Raw genomic sequence first — 24,801 nt, 5'->3', positions numbered from 1 at the left:
TGGGGTGCAGTCATCTTCGGAGCGCCCTGTGTGGGATCTTTGGGGGCGCGGTAAAGAACTGTGTCCGCTTTCGCCGGGCCGGACACATGGCCCGCCCGGCGCCCCCGTCCCGCCGCGCTTACTTGATGGGCTTGAAGCGCATGCGCTTGGGGCGCGCGCCTTCTTCGCCCAGGCGCTTCTTCTTGTCGGCTTCGTACTCGTGGAAGTTGCCGTCGAAGAAGAACCACTGCGAGTCGCCTTCGCAGGCCAGGATGTGCGTGCAGATGCGGTCCAGGAACCAGCGGTCGTGGCTGATCACCATGGCCGAGCCGGCAAACTCCAGCAAGGCTTCTTCCAGCGCGCGCAACGTTTCGACGTCGAGGTCGTTGGACGGTTCGTCCAGCATCAGCACGTTGCCGCCCTGGGCCAGCGTCTTGGCCAGGTGCAGGCGGCCGCGCTCACCGCCGGACAGCGAACCCACCAGCTTCTGCTGGTCGTTGCCCTTGAAGTTGAAGCGGCCGAGGTAGGCGCGGCTGGGCATCACGAACTTGCCGACCACGATGTTGTCCAGGCCGCCCGACACGTCTTCCCACACCGTCTTGCTGCCGTCCAGGCTCGCACGGCTCTGATCCACGAAGGCCAGCTTGGCCGTCTTGCCGATCTTGACCGTGCCCGAATCCGGCTGCTCCACGCCTTGAATCATGCGGAACAGCGTCGACTTACCGGCGCCGTTGGGGCCGATGATGCCGACGATGGCGCCGGCCGGCACCTTGAACGACAGGTTGTCGATCAGCACGCGGTCGCCAAAGCTCTTGGAGACGCCTTCGAACTCGATGACTTCATTGCCCAGGCGATCCGCCACGGGAATGAAGATTTCATTGGTTTCGTTGCGCTTCTGGTATTCGACGTCGCTCAGTTCCTCGAAGCGGGCCAGACGCGCCTTGCTCTTGGCCTGGCGGCCCTTGGCATTGGAGCGCACCCACTTCAGTTCTTCCTTCATGGCCTTGGCGCGGGCGTCCTCAGACTTCTGCTCCTGCTCCAGGCGGCGTTCCTTCTGGTCCAGCCAGTCGGAGTAGTTGCCCTTCCAGGGAATGCCGTGGCCGCGGTCCAGTTCCAGAATCCACTCGGCGGCGTTGTCCAGGAAGTAGCGATCGTGGGTGATGGCCACCACGGTGCCGGGGAAGCGCTGCAGGAACTGCTCCAGCCACTCCACGCTTTCGGCGTCCAAGTGGTTGGTGGGTTCGTCCAGCAGCAGCATGTCGGGCTTGCTCAGCAGCAGGCGGCACAGCGCCACGCGGCGCTTTTCACCCCCCGACAGCACGCCGATGACGGCGTCCCACGGCGGCAGGTTCAGCGCGTCGGCGGCCAGTTCCAGTTGCAGGTCGGTGTTCTCGGAGCCGGCGGCCGCAATGATGGCTTCCAGCTCGCCCTGCTCGGCGGCCAGCTTGTCGAAGTCGGCGTCCGGCTCGGCGTAGGCGGCGTACACCTCGTCCAGGCGCTTCTTGGCGGCCAGCACGCCGCCGATGCCCTCTTCCACCGCCTCACGCACCGTCTGCTCGGGGTTGAGCTTGGGCTCCTGCTCCAGGTAGCCGATCTTGATGCCCGGCATTGGGATGGCTTCGCCCTCGATCTCCTTGTCGACGCCGGCCATGATCTTCAGCAGCGTGGACTTGCCCGAACCGTTCAGGCCCAGCACGCCGATCTTGGCGCCGGGGAAGAACGACAGCGAGATGTCCTTGAGGATGTGGCGCTTGGGGGGAACCGTCTTGTTGACGCGGTTCATCGAAAAGACGTACTGGGCCATGGGCAAATCCTGTGTGGCTGAAATGGCGGCAGGCCCGGTGGGGGCCTGCAATGACCCACATTGTCGCTGATGCCCGCCCCGAAGGCCTGGGGTTCGCCCGAACCCAGGCCGCGCGCCGCCGACCGAGACTCCGGCTTGCAGACCACCTCAGGGAGAAACCATGCTTTGCCTGCCCGCTTTGCGCCGATGGGCGCTGACCTTGACCCTGCTCGCCTGCGGCACGGCCTCCGCGCAGACCCTGCGCTGGGCCGCGCAGGGCGACATGCAAACCACCGACCCGCACTCCGCCAACGAGATCCAGACCAACTCGCTGAACGGCCAGGTGTACGACACGCTCATCCGGCGCCTGCCCGACCAGAGCCTGACGCCGGCCCTGGCCCTGGAATGGACGCAGGCCACGCCGCTGCTGTGGCGCGTCAAGCTGCGGCCGGGCGTCAAGTTCCACGACGGCACGCCGTTCACCGCGGACGACGTGGTGTTCTCGATGCAGCGCATGCGCGACCCGGTGTCGCCCTACCGCGTCTACGCCAACGCGGTGGGCATTCCCAAAGCCATCGACCCGCTCACGCTGGTGTTCGCGCTGGACAAGCCCAACCCGGTTTTTCCGGAACACCTCGTCAGCTTGACCATCATGAGCAAGCGCTGGGCCGAGGCCAACCGGGTGGCGCGTCCGCTGGACATGAAGGCAAAGGAGGAGTCCTACGCCAGCCAGAACGCCAACGGCACGGGGCCGTTCATCCTCGTCAGCCGCCAGCCCGGCGTGAAAACCGTGTTCCGCCGCAACCCCAACTACTGGGGCCGCAACCAGCCCGGGCAGGGCAATGTGCAGGAGCTGGTGTTCATGCCCATCACCGTGGACGCCACGCGCACCGCGGCGCTGATCTCGGGCGAGGTGGACTTCGTGCTGGACCCGCCCTCGCGCGACGTCGAGCGCCTGCGCACGCTGCCGGAACTGAAGGTGGTGGACGGCGTGGACAACCGCATCCTGTTCATCGGCATGGACCAAGCCCGCGACAAGCTGCTGTACGGCCAGGCGCCCGGCGACAAGAACCCGTTCAAAGACCTGCGCGTGCGCCGGGCGCTGTACCAGGCCATCGACATCGAGGCCATCAAGTCCAAGATCATGGCCGGGTTCTCGGTGCCCACGGGTGGGCTCACGCCTTCGTCGCGGGGCGCGTACAACGACGCGAGCCTGGAAACCCGCCTGCCTTACGACGTGGCCGCCGCCCGCAAGCTGATGGCCGAGGCCGGCTACCCCGACGGCTTCGAGGTGACGCTGGACTGCCCCAACAACCGCTACGTCAACGACGAAAAGATCTGCCTGGCCCTGGCCAGCTTCTGGGCGCAGCTCAAGGTCAAGGTGAAGGTCAACGCCATGCCGCGCGTGCAGTACTTCCCCAAGATCGACAAGTACGACACCAGCCTGTACCTGCACGGCTGGGGCGGCGGCAGCACCGATGCGGAAATCATGCTCACCCCCATCCTGCGCAACCGGGGCGAACAGGGCGTGGGCGTGTCCAACAACGGCGGCTGGGTGAACGACAAGGCCGACGCCTTGGCCGGCGCCTCCACCGTCGAGACCGACCCGAAAAAGCGCGAGCAGCTCGTGAAGGCGGCGTTGGCCGAGTACCGGCAGCAAATCAACATCATCCCGCTGCACCGCCAGATGATCCCGTGGGCCATGCGCGCCAACGTGCGCGTGCAGCACTCGCCGAACAACTGGCTGCACGTCGACCTTGTCACCGTCTCGAAATAGTCCCCACGGCGCGAGCCGTTAGAATGCAAACCAACGCCGCGCTCACAGTCTTGCGCGGCGTTTCATTTTTCTGAGCCCCCGCACGCGGCCTGGCTTGCCCGAAGACTGGTGTCGCCGCCCGGCGGCACGGCAAGCCCCGGTGTTTGTTGGCGTGCCCTCCCCTTCCTAGGATTCGATGAGTTTCGACACCCTCGGCCTTGCAGCGCCCCTGCTCAAGGCCATCGCTGACGCCGGCTACACCACCCCCACCCCCATCCAGGCCCAAGCCATCCCCGCCGTGCTGAAGGGCGGCGACCTGCTGGCCGGCGCCCAGACCGGCACCGGCAAAACCGCCGGCTTCACGCTGCCCATGCTGCACCGCCTGCAAGCCGGCCAGCGCACGCTGGACAAGCGCGGCCGCCCGGCCGTGCGCGCTCTGGTGCTGACGCCCACCCGCGAACTGGCCGCCCAGGTCGAGGAAAGCGTGCAGACCTACGGCAAGTACCTGCCCCAGCTCAAGAGCATGGTGATGTTCGGCGGCGTGGGCATGCAGCCGCAGATCAACAAGCTGCGTGACGGCGTGGACATCCTCGTCGCCACCCCGGGCCGCCTGCTGGACCACGCGGGCCTGGGCAACCTGGACCTCTCCAAAGTCGAGATCCTGGTGCTGGACGAAGCCGACCGCATGCTGGACATGGGCTTCATCCACGACATCAAGAAGGTGCTGGCGCTGCTGCCCGCGCAGAAGCAAAGCCTGTTGTTCAGCGCCACCTTCAGCGACGACATCAAGGCCCTGGCCGACCGCCTGCTGAACCAGCCGGCGCTGATCGAAGTGGCCCGCCGCAACCAGACCAACGACCAGATCGCGCAGAAGGTCCACCCCGTGGGCCGCGAGCGCAAGAAGGAACTGCTGGTGCACCTCATCAAGAGTGGCGACTGGCACCAGGTGCTGGTGTTCACGCGCATGAAGCACGGCGCCAACCGCCTGACCGACTACCTGAACGACAACGGCATCAGCGCGATGGCCATCCACGGCAACAAGAGCCAGGGCGCGCGCACCAAGGCGCTGGCCGACTTCAAGTCGGGGGACCTGACCTGCCTGGTGGCGACGGACATCGCCGCCCGCGGAATCGACATCGACCAACTGCCCCACGTCGTCAACTTCGAGTTGCCGAACGTGCCGGAAGACTACGTGCACCGCATCGGCCGCACCGGCCGCGCTGGCGCCCAGGGCGAGGCCGTGAGCCTGGTCTGCGTGGACGAAAACGGTTTCCTGCGCGACATCGAGAAGCTCATCAAGCGTGAGATTCCGAAGGAAATCGTGCCCGGCTTCGCACCGGACCCGAACGAAAAGGCCGAGCCCATCGTGCTGGGCCGCACCGTGCTGAACCCCAACGGCAGCCGGGGCCGCAACCCCAACCCGCCGCAGCACGCGGGCCGTGGCGGCCGCGGTGGCAATGGCGGCGGCGGTGGCGGAGGCCGCGGCGGTGACAACCGCGGCGGCTCGCGTGACGGCCACGGCCGCCCGGGACACGGCGGCGGCAAGCCGCAAGGCCACAGCGGTGTGGGCGGCGCCCGCACGGCACCCAAGCCCCATGCCGAGCACGCCCCTCGCGCCGCCGGTGCCCAGCCGGCCCGCAGCAATGGCGGTGGTGCCCCGCGCCACAACAACGGCCCGCGCCTGACGCAGCCCAAGCGCTGATCTGCCGCACCGTTCCGAAACGGCCTGCCCTTCACAGGGCAGGCCGTTTTTCTTGGCTGATTTAATTCGCCCCATGCCCCGCCCGCCTGTCGATCCGTCGTTCCTGTTCAACCTGCCCGACGGCAGCGTGGTCAGCGCTGAAGAGATGCTGCGCCGCGCCCGGGCCGCCCATGCCGCGCGCCACACGCCGCAGTTGCCTGCCGTCGACGTGCCCGAGGCCGATCTGCAAACCCTGCTGGACGCCGTGCTGCTGCTGGGCGGCACCGCCAGCATCAACGCGGTGCTGCAGTGGCTGGCCCTGACCGGCCGCCAGCGCGCCGACGGCAGCGCCTTCGACCACTATTCGGTGCGTGACGGCCTGCAGGCCCTCGCCGCCCAGCAGCGGGCCGAGTACTTGCAAGGCAAGGGCACGCGCGTTGCGCTGACCGACCACGCGGACCGCCTGCAAGCCTTGCTGCTCGCCCCCGAGGCCGAGCACTACTGGCGCCAGCGCCTGTGGCTGATGGGCCCAGGGCGCGGCGACTGGCGCGACCCGATCGGCTGGGTGAACTTCCGCCATGTCGACGACATGTGCACCGTGCTGCGCCTGATGCTGTATTCCGGCATGCCGGCCGCGGAGTTCCGCGAACTGCTGGCCACGCAGCTGACCGAACTGAACGACCCGCTGCTGCAGACCCACGCACTCACCGAGCCGTGGTGCCCCGCGCTGCTGGACCAGATCGACCCCGCCCTGCGCGACCCGATGCTCTGCACCGCGCTGGACACCCTGGACACGCGCCACCCCGCCCGAGCGGCACTGCTGGCCTGGCTGCGCACAGCCCCACCACCCCTGAGCCTGCCGCTGCGCGGCCGGCTGGCCGATGCCGACCTGCTGGCCTTGCGGCTGGAAGACGCCGCCCGGCTGCTCGACGGCCTCACCGGGCCCAGCGTCACCCTGCTGGCGGCCGTGCGCGCCCTGGTGGCCGGGCGTTGGGCCGAGGCCAGTGCGGCGTTCGAGGCTGCCATCAAGGAGGCCCACACCGCCCTTGGCCGCCGCCGCGGGGCGCTGGGCTTGGCGCTGGGCCGCTTCTACCTGCTCAGCCTGATGGCGCAGGACGACCCCAAGGCCTGGGCCCGAGCGCGCAAGTACGCCATTGCCGAGTCCGGCAGCCGCAGCCCCACGGCCTACGAGGCCTGGGGCCTGTGGGCGCACGGTATTGGCGCCAAGCTGGGCGACGACAGCTTTCTGGACGCCGCCTTCACCCCCCGCGCACCGGGCGACGGCACCCCGGCCGACCGGCTGCTGCTGTGCGCCTGGCTGGGCAAGCCTGCCCCGGGGTGGACGCCCGAGCTGGCGCAAGCCCTGTGGGCCCAACTGGGCGACGACCAAGCCTTGCTGGCCGAGTACCTGGGGGCCGCGCTGCGCCGTCTGCAGTTGGGCGGCGCCGAGCCGACCCGCGCGGTCAGCCTGCTCAGCCAGCCTCGCCAAGCCTGGCAAGACGCGTTGGCCGCCATCACCGCGCTCAGCGACGACGGCAAACCTGCCGGCAGCAGCACCCAGCCCGAGCTGGCCTGGCGCCTCACCCTCGACGCCGCCGGCCGCGTGCACACACTGGAGCCGCTGGAAATGCACCACGGCGCGCGGGGCGGCCTCAAGTTCAAACCGGTCACGCTGGCCAAGCTCAAGAAGCAAGGCGCCCAGCGCAGCCGCGACAACCTCGTGCTGCGCCACATCGAACGCGACGCCTGGGCCGGCGTGCACGACCTGCGGCTGGACGTGACGCCCGCCCTCGTGGCCCTCATCGGCCACCCGCACCTGATGCTGGCCGACGCCCCCGGCCAGTGGGTGGAGCTGAGCGAAGGCCTGCCCGAGCTGGAGGTGCGCCGCATCGGCGAGGGTGAGCGCGCCGCCTTCCAGTTCCACCTGCACCCGCCCCTCATCGCCGCCGAGCCACCCCATGCCGGCGCGCTGTTCGGCGCCCAGGCCGATGCCGAGCGCGAACGACGCAACACCCAGCGCGTGCTGCGCGAGGGCCCGGGCCGCGCGCGGCTGATCCGCATCACGTCCACGCAGCGCCGCGTGGCCGAGCTGGTGGCCCAGGGCTGGGAGGTGCCGGCCCACGCCACGGCCGAGCTGGGCGCGGCGCTGCAAGTGCTCACCGGTCACTTCCAGCTGCACTCCGACGCCGACGCCGGCCAGCGCGTGGCGGGCGACAGCCGCCTGCACGCCCGCCTCACGCCCCAGGGCGATGGCTTGCAGCTGCTGCTGGTGGCCCAGCCCTTTGGCGACTTCGGCCCCGCCGTCACACCGGGCCAGGGCCGTGACCGGCTGATGTGCCTGCATGAAGGCCTCAGCCTGACCACCGAGCGCGACCTGCCCGCCGAGGCCCAGCACCGCGCCGACGTCATCGCCGTCCTGCCCTTTCTGGACCCCGAGCAACCGCCCGACCAACCCTGGATGCTGGCCGATGCCGAGCAAGCCCTGGCCGCCGTCGAGCGCCTGCCCCAGCTGCCCGCCATCGCCGCGCTGGCCTGGCCCAAGGGCAAGCCGGTGCGCGTGCTGCCCGTGGCGGCAGACGCGGTGCAGATTGAGGTGAGCAGCGGGCGCGACTGGCTGGCGCTGACCGGCGAAGCCCGCGTGGACGAAGGCCGCGTGCTGGGCCTGCAGGAGCTGCTGGCACTCAGCCGCAGCAGCCAGAGCCGCTTCGTGCGCCTGGCCGAGGGGCATTACCTGGCCCTGTCAGACCAACTGCGTCAGCAACTGCGCGACCTGGACTCTCTCGCCCAGGCCAAGAAGGGTGGCGCGCTGCAACTGCCCGCCGCCAGCGCCGCCTGGCTGGACCAGGGCCTGGCCGGCGTGCACCTGGCGGGCGACACCGCCTGGCGTGCCCGCGTCGCGCAGTTGGCCGCCGCCGCCGCGCTGCAGCCTGAAGTGCCCCGTGGCTTGCGTGCCGAGCTGCGCGGCTACCAGGCCGAAGGCTTTGCGTGGATGAGCCGCCTGGCCGCTGCCGGCTTCGGCGCCTGCCTGGCTGACGACATGGGCCTGGGCAAGACGGTGCAGACGCTGGCGCTGCTGATCGAGCGCAGCGCGCTGGGGCCGGCGCTGGTGCTGGCACCCACCTCGGTCTGCGGCAACTGGGCGGCCGAATGCGCCACGTTTGCACCGGGCTTGAACGCCCAGGTCTACGCCGATGCGGCCGACCGCGCCGCGCTGCTGGCCGCCGCTGGCCCGGGCGACGTCATCGTGGCCAGCTACGCGCTGGCACAGATCGATGCCGAGCGCTTCGCCACCCGCCGCTGGGCCACGCTGGTGCTGGACGAAGCGCAGGCGCTGAAGAACGCTGCCACCAAGCGCGCCAAGTCCGTGGCGGAGTTCGATGCGGACTTCCGCCTCGCCCTCTCCGGCACGCCGGTGGAGAACCGGCTGGCCGATCTCTGGTCGGTGATGAACCTCATCAACCCCGGCCTGCTGGGCACGGCTGCGCAGTTCAACGAGCGCTTCGCCGGCCCGATCGAGCGCCAGCAGGACGCCCCCACCCGCGCCCGGCTGCGCCGGCTGGTGGCGCCCTTCCTGCTGCGCCGCACCAAGGCGCAGGTGCTGCAAGACCTGCCCCCGCGGACCGAGATCGTCCACCGCGTGGAGCCCAGCGAAGCCGAGCGCAACTTCCTGGAAGCCCTGCGCCGCGACGCCCGCGCTGCCGTGGCCCAAGCCGCCGCCGACCCCGAGCGCGGCGCGCCCATGCAGGTGCTGGCGGAGTTGATGCGCCTGCGCCGCGCGGCCTGCGACCCGCGCCTGGTGTCGCCCGAACTGGGCTTGGCGGGCGCCAAGCTGGCCGAGTTCGAGCGCCTGGTGCGCGAACTGGTGGACGGCGGCCACAAGGCCCTGGTGTTCAGCCAGTTCACCGACTACCTGGACCTGCTGGCCGAGCGCCTCACGCAGATGGGCCTGCCCTTCCAGCGCCTGGACGGCAGCACGCCCCAGGCCGAACGCACCCGCCGCGCCGCCGCCTTCCAGCAGGGCGACGGCGACGTGTTCCTCATCAGCCTGAAGGCCGGCGGCTTCGGCCTGAACCTGACCGCGGCCGACTACGTGCTCATCGTCGACCCTTGGTGGAACCCCGCCGCCGAAGACCAAGCCAGCGGCCGCGCCCACCGCATGGGCCAGCAGCGGCCGGTCACCGTCTACCGGCTGGTGACGGCGGGCTCGGTGGAGGAACGCATCCTCGACCTGCACCGCGACAAGCGCGGCCTGGCCGAGGGCATGCTGGAAGGCGACGGCCAGGCCACACCGCTGGATGCAGCGGCGCTGGCGGCCTTGCTGGACGACGCCTGACGCGGCGCCGCCCAGGCTGCGGTGCTCAGTCGCTCATCGTCGCGTTCGGGTAGAACGGCAGCGCCCGCACGCGCTTGCCGCTGAGCCTGGCCCAGGCATTGGCCAGCGCGGGGGCCAGCGTGGGCACGCCCAGTTCGCCGACGCCGCCCATCACGGCGGTGCGGTCCAGCACGGCGGGTTGGGGCATGAGCTTCACCACCACCTGCGGCATTTCGTTGAGCCGCATCATGCGGTTGGTGTTGAAGTTGCGCCCCTGCGCGGCGCCGTTGACGAAGGTCTGCTTGCCGTAGAGCGCGGAATTCAGGCCGTGCACCACGCCGCCAATCATCTGCGCTTCGACCGAGTTGGGATTCACCACCCAGCCGCAGTCGATGGCCAGCCACACACGGGTGACCTTGGGGCCGCCCGTGGTGGCGCTCACCTCCACCACCTGCGCCACGATGCTGTTGAAGGCCGAGCCGATGGCGATGCCGCGGGCTCGCCCAGCGGGCGGCGCCGTGCCCCACCCGGCGGCTTGCGCGGCGGCGTCCAGCACGGCCAGCCAGCGCGCATTGGTAAGGCGCGAGCGGCGGTACTGGTAGGGGTCGAGCCCCACAGCCAGCGCCATCTCGTCCACCATCGATTCCACCGCAAAGGTGTTGATGGACGCCCCCACCGAGCGCCAGAACCCCACCGGAATGCCCGAGGTGTGGCTGACCCATTCGGTGAGCCGCGAACCGAAGTCGTACGGCAGACCCTGAGACGCTTCGTAGCCTTGGCTGTCGCCGGTGGCGGGCAGCGGCACGCCCCGCTGCCCGAGGATGGACGGCGACACGTTGCGGTAGGTCCAGCCCACCACCTGCCCGGCCTTATTCAGCCCGGCACGCGCCCGCACCAGGGCCATGGGGCGGTACTGGTCGTGGGTGAAGTCTTCTTCGCGCGGCCACATCAGCTTCACCGGCTTCTTCACGACCATGGCCACCTGCACGGCCTGAGAAATGAAGTCCAGCTCGGCCTTGCGGCCCAGGCCGCCGCCCAGCGCGGTGACGTGGATGGTGACCTGGGCGGCCGTCATGCCGGTCAGCGCCATCACCAGCGTCAGCGCCGATTTGGCCGACTGCGTGGGCGCCCACACCTCGCAGCTCACGCCCGCTTGAAAGTCCACGGTGCAGTTCAGCACCTCCATGCAGGCGTGCGACACGTAGGGCAGGCTGTACGTTGCTTCCAGCTTCACGTCCGCCGCCGCGATGGCGGCCTCGGGCGTGCCGCTGCGCTCCACCGTGTAGGCGGTGCCGGGCGGGTTGTTGCCGCCCACCACGTAGGGCGGCGCGGTGTCCATCAGCGCCTGGGCATCGGCCATGAACTGCGCGCTGTTCAGCGCCGCCGCGTTGGCCGGCAGGGTCCATTTCAGGCTCAGTCGCTTGGCGGCCTGCCAGGCATCCCAGGTGGTGGCGCCCACTACAGCCACGGCGTTCACGTTGCCCACGGCCTCCAGGCCGCGCGCCGTGCCGGGCGCCACCTTCACCGGCACCACGGCCTGCGCGCCGCTGGGCAGCGTCGGCGTGGCGGCCAGCACCCCGCCAAAGCTGGGGCAGTGCCGGATGGCGGCATACACCATGCCGGGCCGGCGCACGTCAATGCCATACACCGTGCTGCCATCCACCTTCGCCGGGATGTCGCTGCGCGGCAGCGATTTGCCGATGCAGCGCAGCTGCGCGTCCGGCACCAGCGGGGCCGAGGCCGGCACCGGCAGCGTGGCGGCACGCGCGGCCAGCTGCCCATAGGCCAGGGCGCGCCCGGTGGGCAGGTGCGTGACGACGGCGTTGGCCACGGCGTAGTTGGTGCGCGTGGCATCGCCCAACTCCACCATGGCCGCGCTGACGAGCATTTCCCGCGCAATGGCACCGGCGTCGCGCAGGCGCCAGAAGTTGTTGCGCGTGACGCTGGAGCCCACGGTGTTGATGGCCACGCCGACCGGCGCCGGCACGGCCAGCGAGGGCGCTGCCGGCACGACGCGGATCTGCGTCGGGTCCACCATCAGGTCTTCACACAGGATTTGCGCCAGGCCAGAGAACGAGCCCTGGCCCATGTCCGATGCGCCGCTGGCCAGCGTGATGCTGCCGTCGCTGGCGATCGTGAGCCAGGCGTTGACGGCGGTCGCCGTGGCGGCTTCGGCCTTGCCCCCCAGCACCAGGCCGAGCGTGAGGCCCACGCCGGTGCCCAGGAATTGGCGGCGGTCCAGGCCCGTGGTCTCGGCGCCCGAAGGAATGCGTGCGTTCATGGTGCGTGCTCCTTCACAGACCGGCCACGGCCGTCTTGATGCGCTGGTAGGTGCCGCACACGCAAAGGTTGTTCACCTCGCTTGCGATCTGCGCGCCGTGGTGCCCCTTGGCCATGGCGCCCGCCACGCTCATCAGCATGCCGCTCTGGCAGTAGCCGCACTGCGGCACCTGGTGCAACACCCAGGCCTTCTGCGCGGGGTGGCTGCGGTCGGGCGACAGGCCTTCGATGGTGGTGATCTTCTTGCCCACGGCCGACGACACGTCGATGTCGCAGCTTTTTTGCGGCTCGCCGTTGACCCACACGGTGCAGGCGCCGCAGATTTCGATGCCGCAGCCGTACTTGGTGCCGGTGAGGCCCAGCACGTCGCGCAGCACCCAAAGCAGGGGCATGCCGGAGGAGCTGACCGTGACCTGCTGGTCGCGGCCATTCACATGGAGGGTGTAACTGGGCATCGCGCGTCTCCTTCTCGCTTACGATTTCGAACAAATGCACAAATTGCGCATTTCATGGTGCGCGCTCAGAATTCACCCGTCAAATGGACAAACGTGATGAGTTGTTACTGCCTGCCGTCGAGGCCCTCCTGGCGCCGCTGGCCCGCCTGTGCGTGGCGCACGGGCTGCCGCATGCGCCGGTGGAGGAGTTGCTCAAGCGTGCCTTCGTGCGCGCCGCACGGGATGCGCGGGCGGCCAGTGGCAGCGCAGCGGGGCGGGATGTGAGCCAGGTCGCCACCGCCACCGGCTTGAGCCGCCGCGAGGTGGCCCGCCTCACGGGCGAACTCGAGCCCCTGCCCGCCCAGCGGCCCAGCCCCGCCGGCCGGGCCTGCGCGCACTGGCTGACCCACGCCGACTTCCTTCAGCCCGACGGCACGCCCCGGCCCCTGCCTCGCACCGGGCCGGCACCGAGCTTTGAGACCCTGGCGCAGGCCATCACACGCCACGTGCACCCCCGCAGCCTGCTCGACGAGATGCTGCGGCTGGAACTGGTGCAGCTGTCCGACGACGGCCTCACGGTGCAATTGCAGCCCGAGCGCATCACCCCCACGCAAGACGACGCGCAGATGCTGGGCTTCCTTGGCGCGAACGTGGGCGACCACCTCGCCGCCGCCACCGCCAACGTGGTGCACCGCGACCGCCGCCATTTCGAGCAAGCCATTTATGCCGACGAACTGAGCGAAAGCTCCGCCGCGGCCCTTGCCGACTTGGCCCGCGCGCATTGGAGCCGCCTGCGCGCCGAACTGATTCCGCAACTGGAGCAGCTGATCGCCGCCGATCAGGCTGCCGGCCGCCCGGGCACGCACCGCGCTCGCCTGGGTCTTTTCACGTACCAAGAACCGGAGTCCGCCGATGACCCGCCCGCCGCAGTTCCCATCCCCCCGCCGCCCTCTGCCGGATGACACCGCGCATCCCTCGGGCCTCAACCGCAGCCTGAGCCGCCGCCTCAACCGCCGCCTGAGCCGCCGAGATTTGCTGGCGCTGGCCGGCGCCGCGGGCCTGGCCGGGTGCGGCGGAGGCAGCACCGACCCCGCCCCCGCAGCTGCGCCGGCCGCCGCCGACACGCCACTCACCCACCCGCTGGGCGTGGCCACGGGCGGCACCGGGCGGGTGCAGAGCTTTCTGAGCGCCGCCATCACCGCCACCGCGCCCGTCACCGTGGGCGGCGTCAGCCTGGGCACCAGCCAGGCCACGCTGTGCGATGGCGACGGCCACGCGCTGCGCGTGCAAGACCTCAGCGAAGGCATGACCGCGCGGGTGCTGGCCGGCACCATCGTGGCCAGCACCGCGCAGGCCTACAGCCTCGTGGTGGACACCCAGGCCGTGGGCCCGGCCACGTGGCTGGACAGCCGCACGCTGACCGTGCTGGGCCAGCGCGTGAACGTGCCCACCTCCGCACTGCGGGGGCCGGGCGCCAGCGGCACACCGGCCACAGTGCAGGTGTGGGGCCACCTGGACCTGGGCCGCGGCAGCATCGTGGCCACACGGCTGGAGCGCGCCACGCCGAACGACACGCCCATGCTGCGCGGCGTGCTCACGGCCCGTGGCACCGATTGGCTGCAGGTGGGCGCCCTCACCGCCCGCGCGGCGGACGCCACGGTCATCCCGGCCAACCTGACACCCGGCGCCGTGGTGCGCCTGGTGCTGGGCCCCGCCGGCGCCGACGGCACGCCCGCCCTGCTGCAGGCCCGCGACGACGCCCTGCGCCCGCCCGATGGCCTGGAGGCCGAACTGGAGGGCCGCATCACCGAGTTCACCTCGCCCACCCGGTTCACGCTGGACGGCGTGCCGGTGGACGCCAGCGGCGCCCGCGTGCAGGGTCTGGCGTGGCTGCAACCCGGTGGCGAAGCCGAGGTGCACGGGCGCATGCGCAACGGCGTGCTGGTGGCGACCGAGGTCTCGGCCGAAGCGCCAGAGCCGGTGGAGATCAGCGGCCGCATGGCCGCGCTGGACGTCGTCCAACGCAGCTTCACGCTGCGCGGCTGGACGGTGACCTGGACCGCCAGCACCCGCTTCACCAACGGCACGGCGGCCGACCTGCGCGCGGGCCGCAAACTGACGGTGAAAGGCCAAGTCGCCGCCGGTGCGGCGCAGCTGCTGGCCAGTGCCATCGTGCTGGAGTGACGCCGCCCTGAGTGACGCTGAGGGAAGATGCGGGGCATGAGCTCCCCGCACCTGACCTGGGTGGCCGGCGGCAGCGGCCTGGTGGGCCGCGAGCTGCTGCGCCAGTTGGCCCCACACCCCACGCTGGTGCTGCTGCGCCGCGCGGTGCCGGACCTGCCCGTGCTCGCGGGCCAGGTGCAGCGGGTGGTGAACCTGACCGCGCTGCCCGCCGACGGCTCGGCCAACCTGCCCCCGCCCGACCGCGTGTTCATCGCCCTGGGCACCACCATCGCCCAAGCGGGCTCGCAGGCCGCCTTCCGTGCGGTGGACTTTGACGCCGTGCTGGCCGTGGCCCAAGCGGCCCGGCGCGCCGGCGCCACGCGCTGTGCGGTGGTGTCGGCGCTGGGCGCCGATGCGCAGTCGCGGGTGTTCTACAACCGGGTCAAGGGCGAGATGGAGCGGGCGCTGAGTGACCTGGGCTTCGAGCGCTTGGTGATCGCGCGGCCCTCGCTGCTGGACGGCCATCGCGAGGCCCTGGGCCAGCCGGCCCGGCCGGGCGAGGCCTGGAGCCTGCGCCTGGCCCGGCCGCTGGCGCCGCTCATCCCACAAGCCTGGCGGCCGATTGCGGCAGAACGCGTGGCCCGAGCGATGCGGCTTGCGCTGGATCAGCCGGGGCCGGCGGTGGAGGTGCTGGAATCGGGGGCCATGCAGACCCGAGGCGCCCCATGAAACTGACCTTCCTCGGCGCGGCCGACACCGTCACCGGCTCACGCCACCTTCTCACGCTGGGTGACCAGCGCCTGCTGCTGGACGCCGGCCTGTTCCAGGGCTTCAAGATGCTGCGCGAGCGCAACTGGATGCCGCTGGGCACGGCGGCCACGCAACTGGATGCCGTGCTGCTGTCCCACGCGCACCTGGACCACTGCGGCTACCTGCCGGCCCTGCGCCGCCAGGGTTTCAAAGGCCCCATCTACGCCACCACCGCCACACGCGACCTGTGCGATGTGCTGCTGCGCGACAGCGCCCACCTGCAGGAAGAAGACGCCAAGCGCGCCAACAAGGAGGGCAGCAGCCGGCACGACAAGGCCCTGCCGCTGTACAGCGTGCGCGAGGCCGAGGCCACGCTCAAGCAGTTCGCGCCGCTGCCGCGCGACGGCAAGCTCAAGCTCGGCGATACCGAGGTGCGCTTCACGCCCGCCGGCCACCTGCTGGGGGCCAGCAGCATCCATGTGCGGCATGGCGCTCGCTCATTGCTGTTCTCGGGCGACGTGGGCCGCGTGGGCGACCTGTTGATGCCCGTGCCCCAGGTGCCGGCCGCGGCGGACGTGGTGATGATCGAGTCCACCTACGGCGACCGCCTGCACCCGGCGCAAGACGCCCAGGCCCACCTGGGGCAGATCCTGCGCAACACCTTCAAGCGCGGCGGCTCAGTCCTGCTGCCCAGCTTCGCCGTGGGCCGCGCGCAGGCGCTGCTGCTGCTGTTGCAGCGGCTTCGCAATGCGGGCGAGCTGCCGCTGGACGTGCCCATCTGGCTGGACAGCCCCATGGCCGAGCAAGCCACCGAGCTCACCGTGAAGCACGCCCGGCTGCTGCGCATCTCTGCCAGCGAAGCCCGCAGCCTCACCGACCGGGTGCACTACGTCACCAAGCAGGCGCAAAGCCTGAAGCTCGCGGCCAGCCTCACCCAGCCGCGCGCCAAGCCCAGCATCGTGATCTCCGCCAGCGGCATGGCCACGGGCGGCCGGGTGCTGAACTACATCGAGGCGCTGGCCCCGCAGGCCCGGCACCACATCGCCTTCCCCGGCTTCCAGGCCGGCGGCACGCGCGGCGCGCGCATGGTGGCGGGGGAGCGGCAAATCAAAATTCGCGGCCAGTGGGTGCCGGTGAATGCCGAGGTCAGCCAGTTGGAGGGCCTGTCGGGCCATGCCGATGCAGACGGCCTGATGCAATGGCTGCGGGCCCTGCCCCGCCCGCCCGAGCAGGTGTACGTGGTGCACGGCGAACCGGCCGCGGCCGACGCCCTGCGCAGCCGCATCCAAGACGAACTCGGCTGGGCGGTGCGTGTGCCTCAGCACGGCGAGACCGTGGCCTGGTGATGGCGGGGCTGGGTCAGGCCTTCGGGGTTTCCGACGCGCTCATCGTGGGCCTGGCGGCCGCGCTGGGCAGCGGCCTGCTGATCGGGCTGGAGCGCGAGCGCCACAAGCACCGCGGCCCCCACCGCGAACCCGCCGGGCTGCGCACCTTCACGCTGGCGGCCATGGCCGGCGCGCTGGCCCAGGCGCTGCAGGTGCCGGGCCTGGTGGCCGTGGGGGCGCTGGCCATCACGGCACTGGCCGGCACGGCCCTGCTGCGCAACCGGGGGCGTGACCCCGGCCTCACGACCGAAATCGCGCTGCTGGTGACCTACCTGATCGGGGCGCTGTGCGTGACCGCGCCGCTGCTGGGCTCGCCGGCCGCGGTGGTGCTGACCGGCCTGCTGGCCGCGCGCACCAAGCTGCACCGCTTCGCCACGCAAGTGCTGCGCGAGGAAGAACTGCACGACGGCCTGCTGCTGGGCGCGCTGGCGCTGGTGGTGATGCCGCTGATGCCGCAGCAACCGCTGCCCTGGCTGGCGGGCATGAAGATGCACTCGCTGCTTGGGCTGATGCTGTTGCTGCTGACGCTGCAAGGCGCCGGCCACGTGGCGCTGCGCCTGGCCGGGCCGCAGACCGGGCTGGCAGTGTCGGGCCTGCTGTCGGGCCTGGTGTCCAGCACCGCCACGATTGCCGCCATGGGAGCCCGTGCGCGGCACGAGCCCCACCTGGCCCCAGCCTGTGCAGCCGGGGCCGTGCTGTCCACCTGCGCCACCTGGCTGCAGGCGCAGGCCATGCTGTTTGCGATGGCCCCTCAAGCCGCGCTGGCCGCACTGCCGGTGTGCCTGCTGGGCATGGCGGTGTGCGGCGGCCTGGGCGTGCTGATGGCGCGCAGCGCCCGCCTGACCTCAGGCCACGCCGCCGCCCAGAACACCCCCAACACCCCCAGCCGCCGCGGCCCGCTGCGGCTGCGCGAGGCCCTGGTGCTGTCGCTCATCCTGAGCGCCGTGGCTGTGGCGGTCAGCTGGGCGCGCGACCAGTTCGGCAGCCTCGGCCTGTACGGCGCGGTGGCGCTGGCCGCGTTTGCGGATGTGCACGCGCCCATCATTTCGCTCGCTGGCCTGGAGGCCGCCGGCAGCATCACGCCGGCCCAGGTGCTGGCGGGCATCATGCTGGCCTTTGCCTGCAACAGCAGCACCCGCGCCGTCACGGCCGTGGCAGCCGGCGGCTGGCGGTTTGCGCGGCCGGTGATGGCGGCGCTGGCCCTGCCTTTGGTGCTGGGCGGCGGGCTGGTTGTGCTGCTCCACGGTTTCCACAGTTTCTCGGCATGAGCTTCGCCGTTGCACCGGCCGAGGTCGATTTCTCCGACCCCGGCGCCCCCACCTCGCCGCTGTACGGCGACGCCTACCCCGCCCGCGCCGGCGCGCTGGAACGCGCCCGCCGCATCTTTCTGGCCGGCAACGGCCTGCCCGGGCGCTGGCAGGGGCGCGAGCGCTTCGTCATCGTGGAAACCGGCTTCGGCCTGGGCCACAACTTCCTGGCCACCTGGGACGTCTGGCGGCGTGACCCGCAGCGCTGCCCGCGGCTGTGCTTCGTCAGCGTGGAGAAACACCCGCTGCAACCGCAAGACCTGGCCCGTGCGCTGGAAGACCACCCACTGGCGGACCTTGCTGCGCAGCTGATCGCGCAGTGGCCGCCCCTCACGGCCGGCCTGCACCGCCTGCAGTTCGACAACGGGCAGGTGGAACTTCTGCTGGCCCTGGGCGACGCGCAGGCCATGGCGGCGCAATGGGTGCTGGAGGCCGATGCGTTCTACCTGGACGGCTTTGCGCCCAGCCGCAACCCCGCGCTGTGGAACGAGTGGTTGATCAAGCACCTCGCCCGCCAGGCCGCCCCTGGCGCCACAGCGGCCACCTGGAACACTTCGCAGCCCCTGCGCCGGGCCCTGGCGGCGGTGGGCTTCGAGGTGGCGCCGGCCCCGGGTTCGGCAGAGACGCCCGACATGACCGCGGCCCGCCACGCCCCCCGCCACACGCCGCAGCGGCCCGCTGGCCGTGAGCCGCTGGCGCCCCAGGCCCGCGAAGCGGTGATCCTGGGCGCGGGGCTGGCCGGCGCGGCCTGTGCGCTGGCCCTGGCGCGTGAAGGCCTGCGCTGCACGGTGGTGGACACCCACGCCGCCCCCGCGCAGGCCAGTTCGGGCAACCCGGCCGGGCTGTTTCACGGCACGGTGAACCCGGACGACGGCCTGCATGCCCGCTTCAACCGCGCGGCGGCCCTGGCCACGCAGCGCACGTTGGCTGGTCTGGGCCTGGCCCACCAACCCGGGCTGCTGCGCCTGGAACACCGGCTGGACGCCAGCGCCATGCCCACGGTGCCCGGCTATGTGCACGCGCTGGACGCCGAGGCCGCCTCGGCCCGCGCGGGTCGCACGCTGAGCGGGCCGGCTTGGTTCTACCCCGGCGGGGGCGCGCTGGCCCCGGCGGCCTATGTGCAGGCGCTGTTGAACGCCAGCGGCGCCACGCTGCGCCTGAACGCCGCCGTGGCGCAGGTGCAGCGCGAGGGCGACGTGTGGCAGCTGCGCGGGCCCGGCGGGGACGTGGTGGCGCAGGCCCCGTTGCTGGTGCTGGCCGGCGGGCACGGCCAACTCAGCTTGCTGGCTGACTTGGCGCCCACGGCGGGCTGGACGGAACACCTGACCGTGCAACGCGGCCAGCTCACCCACCTGGCGGCAGCCCCCTGGTGCCCGGCCACGCCACTGGCGGGCGATGGCTATGTAATCGCCGATGGCCACGGCGGCGTGTGGTGCGGCGCCACCACCGAAGACGGCGACGCGGACCCCCACCTGCGCGCCGAGTGCCAGCACACCAACCTGACCCGCTACGCCCGGCTGGCGGGCCTGGCGCAGCCGCCCGAAGGCCCTTTGGTCGGCCGCGTGGGCTGGCGGCTGCTGACCCCTGACCGCCTGCCGCTGATCGGCGGCCTGCCCGCCGAAGGCCCCCGCGCCGAGCAACTGCGCCTGCAGCCCCGCCTGCCCGGGCTGGTGCTGTGCACCGCCATGGGCTCGCGGGGCATCACGTGGGCAGCGCTGGCCGGCCAGCTGGTGGCGGCCCTGGCCGTGGGTGGCCCGCGGCCGGTGGAGGCCGACCTGCTCGACGCGGTGGACCCGGCCCGCTTGGAACTGCGCCGCACCCGCCGGCCCGGACGCTGAGCCCGCTTCACGCAACTATTGCCGGTTTGCCGGGGCTTTGATGTCCGGCGCCGGGGGCTGCGACCCGCACACTGCGCGCTGTTTGCCGGCACGAGCCGGCGCTTTCTTTTCTCCGAGAGGACGACAGCATGTTCGGTTCTGGCAGCGGTTCGCAACGCACGAAACAGGCGCTCGGCGCGGTGCTCGGCATCGTGACGGTGGGCGTTGGCATGGCCTTGGCAGGCTTGGGCGAACCCGGCGCGTCGACCAAAGGCTGGCTGCTGGCCAGCTTGGCCCTGACCTGGGTGGCCGGCCTGTTCGGCCTGCTGGGCAGCATGGGCTCCAGCGGCGGCAGCCTGCACGCTGCCACCGAAGCGGCCGAAGCCCTGGCGCGCTTTGACCTGACGCACCCGATTCCCAGCGGGGGTTCCGACGACGTCGGCCGCCTGCTGACGGCGCTGGACGCCACCCAGCGCTCGCTGCAAAAAATCATCGGCGAGGTGCGCAGCGCGGCCGACAGCATCGGCACCGCCAGCGCCGAGATTGCCACCGGCAACCTGGACCTGAGCCAGCGCACCGAGCAAACCGCCAGCAACCTGCAAAACGCGGCCTCGTCCATGAGCGAGCTGACCGGCACGGTCAAGCAAACCGCCGATGCCGCCATGACGGCCAACCAGCTGGCCAGCTCGGCCGCCAGCGTGGCCCAGCGCGGCGGCGAAGCCGTGTCGGCCGTGGTGGCCACGATGGACGAGATCAGCCAGAGCTCGCGCAAGATCAACGACATCATTGGCGTGATTGACGGCATCGCTTTCCAGACCAACATCCTGGCGCTGAACGCCGCCGTGGAAGCCGCCCGCGCTGGCGAACAAGGCCGCGGCTTCGCGGTGGTGGCCGCTGAAGTGCGCTCGCTGGCCCAGCGCTCGGCCGGTGCCGCCAAGGAGATCAAGACGCTCATCACCGCCAGCGTGGAACGCGTGGACTCCGGCACCCAGCAGGTGCAAGCCGCCGGCAGCACCATGACGGAAATCGTGGCCAGCGTGCAGCGCGTGACCGACATCATTGGCGAGATCAGCGCCGCCGCCCGCGAGCAGAGCGAAGGCATTGCCTCGGTGAACGGCTCGGTCGTTCAGCTGGACCAAATGACCCAACAAAACGCCGCGCTGGTGGAGGAATCGGCTGCAGCGGCCGAGAGCCTGCGCGAGCAGTCGGGCCGCATGACGGAGGTGATCGGCGTGTTCAAGCTGGCCGCAGGCGCCGGCCCGCGCAGCTACACCGCCAAGGCCCCGGCCGCACCGCGCGCCGCAGCGCCCAAGCCGGCCGCGGCCCCCAAGGCCAGCGCACCCAAGGCCGCCGCGCCGAAGGCTGCCCCCGCAGCCGCCCGCCCCGCAGCACGGACTGAAGCCACCAGCGCCCCGGCACCCGCACCGCGCGCGGCAACCCCCGCCACGGAAGAAGGCGACTGGGAAACCTTCTGAGAAACGTTTTGACCGCGCGCACCGCGCCCCACACGCCGGGCGCCGTGACACCGGCCGGGCCCTGCCCGGCTGTTTTGTTTCTGGGGATGGCGTTGCGCTTCAAGCACGGGTAACGCAAGTTCATCAAACAGCAACATCCGCACCGACCCTGAGCCGTTGCAGGCGGACGGCAACGCGGGATGCTCCTAGGCCCCCTCTGGACGGGGTGTGCGCAAAGTCACGCCAGCGCCGCATCCCCGGCGCACCGTGGCAGACCCGCCGCGCATAACAAAGTCCGAGGAACCCTGATGAACGCGTCCCCCTTTCGCCTCACGGTGCTGAGCGCTTGCCTCGCCGTGAGCGCCGCCCACGCCCAGTCTGACCGCGCCGCCGCCGTGGCGCAGCTGAAAAGCCGCGCCGAAGCCCATGTGCGGCAATTCCCGGGCCTGAGCATGGACAGCCCCAGCCACAACTACGCCGTGCGAGACGCCGTGGTGGACGCGGACGGCGGCAGCCATGTGCGCCTGGACCGCACGGTGGCGGGCCTGCGCGTGATCGGGGGCGACCTCGTGGTGCAAACCGACCGCACCGGCAACCTGCGTGCCATGCACCACACGCTGCGCTGGCGCCTGGACCTGGACACCAAGCCCGCGCTGAACCTGGCCCGTGCAGCCATGGCCGCACTGCGCACCGTGGCGGGCGACGCCGGCAAGCCCGAGCTGATGATCTACGCGCGCCAGCAAACCCCGGCGCTGGCCTGGGACGTGCCCGTGTCCGGCGAAGCCGCCGACGGCACGCCGTTCGAGAAGCATGTGATCGTGGACGCCACCACCGGCCTCACGCTGGACAGCTGGGATGACATCCACACCGCAGCCGCCGCCGGCACGGGCAAGACGCTGTACAGCGGCAACGTGGCCCTCACCACCAACAGCGTCACTGGCGGCTACGAGCTGCGCGACCCGAGCCGGGGCGGCACCTACACGATCAACATGGGCGGCCGCAAGACGGGCGGCAGCGTGATGACCGACGCCGACAACCTGTGGGGCAACAACACCACCAGCGACGCAGCCAGCGCCGCGGCCGACGCCCAGTACGGCACTGCCGTGACCTGGGACTACTACAAGAACGTGCACGGCCGCAGCGGCATCGCCAACGACGGCCGCGGCGCCTACAACCGCGTGCACTACAGCCGCAGCTACGCCAACGCCTATTGGTCGGACAGCTGCTTCTGCATGACCTATGGCGACGGCGACGGCACCAGCCTCAAGGCCCTCGTGTCGCTGGACGTGGCCGGCCACGAAATGACCCACGGCGTGACCAGCCGCACCGCCAACCTCACCTACTCCGGCGAATCCGGCGGCCTGAACGAAGCCACGTCCGACATCTTCGGCACCATGGTGGAGTTCTACGCCAACAACGCGAGCGACGCGGGTGACTACCTGATCGGGGAAAAGATCATGGTCAAGGGCGGCTCGCTGCGCAGCATGGTCAAGCCCAGCAGCGACGGCGCCTCGGCCGACTGCTGGTACTCCGGCGTGGGCAGCCTGGACGTGCACTACAGCTCGGGCGTGGCCAACCACTTCTTCTTCCTGTTGGCTGAAGGCACAAACAGCGCCTACGGCGCCAGCCCCACCTGCGTGGCAGGCAACACCCGCGTGGCCACGGGCACCGGCAGCGTGACCGGCATCGGCCGGGACGCCGCAGCCAAGATCTGGTACCGCGCACTGACGACCAAGATGACCTCCGGCACCGACTACGCCGGCGCCCGCACCGCCACGCTGGCCGCCGCCAAGGAGCTGTTCACGCTGGGCCAATTGCCGGCCGACTATTCGGCCCAGGTGGCCGCCGCCTGGAGCGCGGTGGGCCGCAACTGAGCAAGACCTGACCCCAGCGGCGCCCCAGCGGCACATTCGCCCGCTGGGCGTCGAACGCCACGGGGTGCCCCGTCGCCTGCTTGGGTGACAGGGCAGTCCTCTCACACGCGCAGACCTGCGCCTCGCATAGTTCTCGCCGGCATCGCCTGCGCACCCTGCAGCGCGAGCCGCTGCGGCCGTAGGCCGGCCGCCTCATCCTCTTTTGGAGTTCACCATGTTCAACACCAGCCACAAGCTGACCGTCCTCGCTCTCGCCTCGCTGGCCGCCACGGCCGCCCAAGCCCAGGCCGAAGTTCAAGCCCAGAACCTGCCGGAAGCGGCCGCTGCCGTGGCGCGCGCACACGCCAAAGCTGAAAGCCTGGTGCGCCAATTCCCGGGCCTGAGCCTGGACGCCAAGGACCACACCTACGAAACGCGCCGCGTGGTGACGGATGAAGACGGTGCCAGCCACGTGCACATGGACCGCCGCATCGGCGGCCTGCGCGCCATCGGCGCCGACGTGATCGTGCAGACCGACCGTTTCGGCAACCTGGCCACCATGCATCGCAGCGCCAAGATGCTGCCGTCCGTGGCGAGCGCCGCGGCCCTGGCCAAGGTGGGCGTCACGTCCAGCCGGGCCGTGGGCGTGGTGGTGGACGCCTTCCCCGGTGGCGAGATTCAAGGCACGCCCGAGCAAGTGGTGTGGGCGCGCGGCGACCTGCCCCGCCTGGCCTGGGAAGTGCGTGTGTCCGGCACCGCCAAGGACGGCACGCCGTACGAGAAGCACGTGATCGTTGACGCCACCTCCGGCACCCAACTCGACGCCTGGGACGACATCCACACCGCCGCCGCCAGCGGCACCGGAAAGACGCTGTACAGCGGCAACGTGGCCCTCACCACCAACAGCGTCACCGGCGGCTACGAGCTGCGCGACCCGAGCCGCGGCAACACGTACACCATCAACCTGGCCAACGGCACGTCCGGCGGCAGCGTGGTGACCGACACCGACAACATCTGGGGCAACAACAGCACCACCAGCAGCCAAAGCGCCGCCGCCGACGCCCAGTACGGCACGGCCAAGACCTGGGATTACTACAAGAACGTGCACGGCCGCAACGGCATCGCCAACGACGGCCGCGGCGCCTACAACCGCGTGCACTACAGCCGCAACTACAACAACGCCTACTGGTCGGACAGCTGCTTCTGCATGACCTACGGCGACGGCGACGGCACGACGCTCAAGCCCCTGGTGGCGCTGGACGTGGCCGGCCACGAGATGACCCACGGGGTGACCAGCCGCACCGCCGGCCTGATTTACTCCGGCGAGTCCGGCGGCCTGAACGAAGCCACCTCCGACATCTTCGGCACCATGGTGGAGTTCTACGCAGCCAACGCCAGCGACGCGGGCGACTACCTGATCGGCGAGAAGATCATGGTGGGCGGTGGTTCGCTGCGCAGCATGGTCAAGCCCAGCAGCGACGGCGGCTCGGCCGACTGCTGGTACTCCGGCGTGGGCAACCTCGACGTGCACTACAGCTCCGGCGTGGCCAACCACTTCTTCTTCCTGCTGGCCGAAGGCACCAACAGCGCCTACGGCACCAGCCCGACCTGCGTGGCGGGCAACACCCGCGTGGCCACGGGCAGCGGCTCGCTGACCGGCATTGGCCGCACCGCCGCCGCCAAGATCTGGTACCGCGCGCTGACCACCAAGTTCACCAGCAGCACCACCTACGCCCAGGCCCGCGCCGCGACCATTGCCGCAGCGCAGGAACTGGCGGCCACGCTGGGTGCCGACTACTCGGCCAAGGTCGCCGCCGCCTGGAGCGCGGTCGGCCGCAACTGATCCG

The 24,801-nt window shown here is 71.0% G+C and carries 15 protein-coding genes; 12 read left to right on the top strand and 3 right to left on the bottom strand.

What is annotated here, in order from left to right; all coding sequences use genetic code 11:
* Positions 1 to 118 precede the first annotated feature (118 nt).
* The gene (gene ettA, locus ACG01O_RS07795) at positions 119 to 1,783 is read right to left on the bottom strand and encodes an energy-dependent translational throttle protein EttA (protein WP_394383246.1); all 1,665 of its coding nucleotides are present in this window, start codon (positions 1,781 to 1,783) and stop codon (positions 119 to 121) included.
* Between the two features lie 160 nt (positions 1,784 to 1,943).
* On the opposite strand from ettA, the gene ACG01O_RS07790 reads away from it, so the two are divergent.
* The 3 genes from ACG01O_RS07790 (at position 1,944) to ACG01O_RS07780 (ending at position 9,532) form a co-directional block, all read left to right on the top strand.
* The gene (locus ACG01O_RS07790) at positions 1,944 to 3,539 is read left to right on the top strand and encodes an ABC transporter substrate-binding protein (RefSeq protein WP_394383244.1); all 1,596 of its coding nucleotides are present in this window, start codon (positions 1,944 to 1,946) and stop codon (positions 3,537 to 3,539) included.
* Between the two features lie 175 nt (positions 3,540 to 3,714).
* Positions 3,715 to 5,220: a DEAD/DEAH box helicase gene (locus tag ACG01O_RS07785; protein ID WP_394383243.1), complete on the top strand. Its 1,506-nt coding sequence runs from the start codon at positions 3,715 to 3,717 to the stop codon at positions 5,218 to 5,220.
* 73 nt (positions 5,221 to 5,293) lie between these two features.
* The gene (locus ACG01O_RS07780) at positions 5,294 to 9,532 is read left to right on the top strand and encodes an SNF2-related protein (RefSeq protein ID WP_394383241.1); all 4,239 of its coding nucleotides are present in this window, start codon (positions 5,294 to 5,296) and stop codon (positions 9,530 to 9,532) included.
* A 25-nt stretch (positions 9,533 to 9,557) separates the two neighbouring features.
* On the opposite strand, the gene ACG01O_RS07775 is transcribed toward ACG01O_RS07780, so the two are convergent.
* Both ACG01O_RS07775 and ACG01O_RS07770 read right to left on the bottom strand, forming a co-directional pair.
* Positions 9,558 to 11,792, bottom strand: coding sequence for a xanthine dehydrogenase family protein molybdopterin-binding subunit (locus tag ACG01O_RS07775; RefSeq protein ID WP_394383239.1), 2,235 nt, complete (start codon positions 11,790 to 11,792; stop codon positions 9,558 to 9,560).
* Positions 11,793 to 11,805: 13 nt separating this feature from the next.
* Positions 11,806 to 12,246: a (2Fe-2S)-binding protein gene (locus ACG01O_RS07770; protein ID WP_394383237.1), complete on the bottom strand. Its 441-nt coding sequence runs from the start codon at positions 12,244 to 12,246 to the stop codon at positions 11,806 to 11,808.
* An 83-nt stretch (positions 12,247 to 12,329) separates the two neighbouring features.
* Here ACG01O_RS07770 and ACG01O_RS07765 point away from each other — a divergent pair, with 83 nt between their 5' ends.
* The 9 genes from ACG01O_RS07765 (at position 12,330) to ACG01O_RS07725 (ending at position 24,797) form a co-directional block, all read left to right on the top strand.
* The gene (locus tag ACG01O_RS07765) at positions 12,330 to 13,187 is read left to right on the top strand and encodes a DUF6502 family protein (protein WP_394383235.1); all 858 of its coding nucleotides are present in this window, start codon (positions 12,330 to 12,332) and stop codon (positions 13,185 to 13,187) included.
* Positions 13,138 to 14,409, top strand: a complete 1,272-nt coding sequence (locus tag ACG01O_RS07760) for a DUF5666 domain-containing protein (RefSeq protein ID WP_394383233.1) — start codon at positions 13,138 to 13,140, stop codon at positions 14,407 to 14,409. The genes ACG01O_RS07765 and ACG01O_RS07760 overlap by 50 nt, the downstream gene beginning before the upstream one ends.
* A gap of 36 nt (positions 14,410 to 14,445) precedes the next feature.
* Entirely contained in the window at positions 14,446 to 15,117 is a 672-nt protein-coding gene (locus tag ACG01O_RS07755; protein ID WP_394383231.1) for an NAD(P)H-binding protein, read from the top strand.
* On the top strand, positions 15,114 to 16,484 hold the full coding sequence (locus tag ACG01O_RS07750) for an MBL fold metallo-hydrolase RNA specificity domain-containing protein (RefSeq protein ID WP_394383229.1): 1,371 nt from the start codon (positions 15,114 to 15,116) through the stop codon (positions 16,482 to 16,484). The genes ACG01O_RS07755 and ACG01O_RS07750 overlap by 4 nt, the downstream gene beginning before the upstream one ends.
* Positions 16,484 to 17,791 carry an MgtC/SapB family protein gene (locus ACG01O_RS07745; RefSeq protein ID WP_394383227.1) on the top strand — a complete coding sequence of 436 codons (1,308 nt, stop codon included), beginning with the start codon at positions 16,484 to 16,486 and terminating at the stop codon, positions 17,789 to 17,791. Before ACG01O_RS07750 ends, ACG01O_RS07745 begins: the two co-directional genes overlap by 1 nt.
* Positions 17,788 to 19,668, top strand: coding sequence for a bifunctional tRNA (5-methylaminomethyl-2-thiouridine)(34)-methyltransferase MnmC2/FAD-dependent 5-carboxymethylaminomethyl-2-thiouridine(34) oxidoreductase MnmC1 (mnmC, locus tag ACG01O_RS07740; RefSeq protein ID WP_394383225.1), 1,881 nt, complete (start codon positions 17,788 to 17,790; stop codon positions 19,666 to 19,668). The genes ACG01O_RS07745 and mnmC overlap by 4 nt, the downstream gene beginning before the upstream one ends.
* 128 nt (positions 19,669 to 19,796) lie before the next feature.
* Positions 19,797 to 21,122, top strand: a complete 1,326-nt coding sequence (locus tag ACG01O_RS07735) for a methyl-accepting chemotaxis protein (RefSeq protein WP_394383223.1) — start codon at positions 19,797 to 19,799, stop codon at positions 21,120 to 21,122.
* A gap of 287 nt (positions 21,123 to 21,409) precedes the next feature.
* Positions 21,410 to 22,975, top strand: a complete 1,566-nt coding sequence (locus tag ACG01O_RS07730) for a M4 family metallopeptidase (RefSeq protein ID WP_394383221.1) — start codon at positions 21,410 to 21,412, stop codon at positions 22,973 to 22,975.
* Positions 22,976 to 23,189: 214 nt separating this feature from the next.
* Positions 23,190 to 24,797 (top strand): M4 family metallopeptidase, encoded by a 1,608-nt coding sequence (locus ACG01O_RS07725; protein WP_394383220.1) that lies wholly within the window; start codon positions 23,190 to 23,192, stop codon positions 24,795 to 24,797.
* The last annotated feature ends 4 nt before the right edge of the window (positions 24,798 to 24,801 follow it).

Origin of the sequence: Pelomonas baiyunensis (genome assembly GCF_043555935.1) — a bacterium.
Classification (GTDB): domain Bacteria; phylum Pseudomonadota; class Gammaproteobacteria; order Burkholderiales; family Burkholderiaceae_C; genus Pelomonas; species Pelomonas baiyunensis.
The sequence above is the reverse complement of the archived record's forward strand: the minus strand, read 5'-3'. Positions and strand labels throughout refer to the sequence as shown.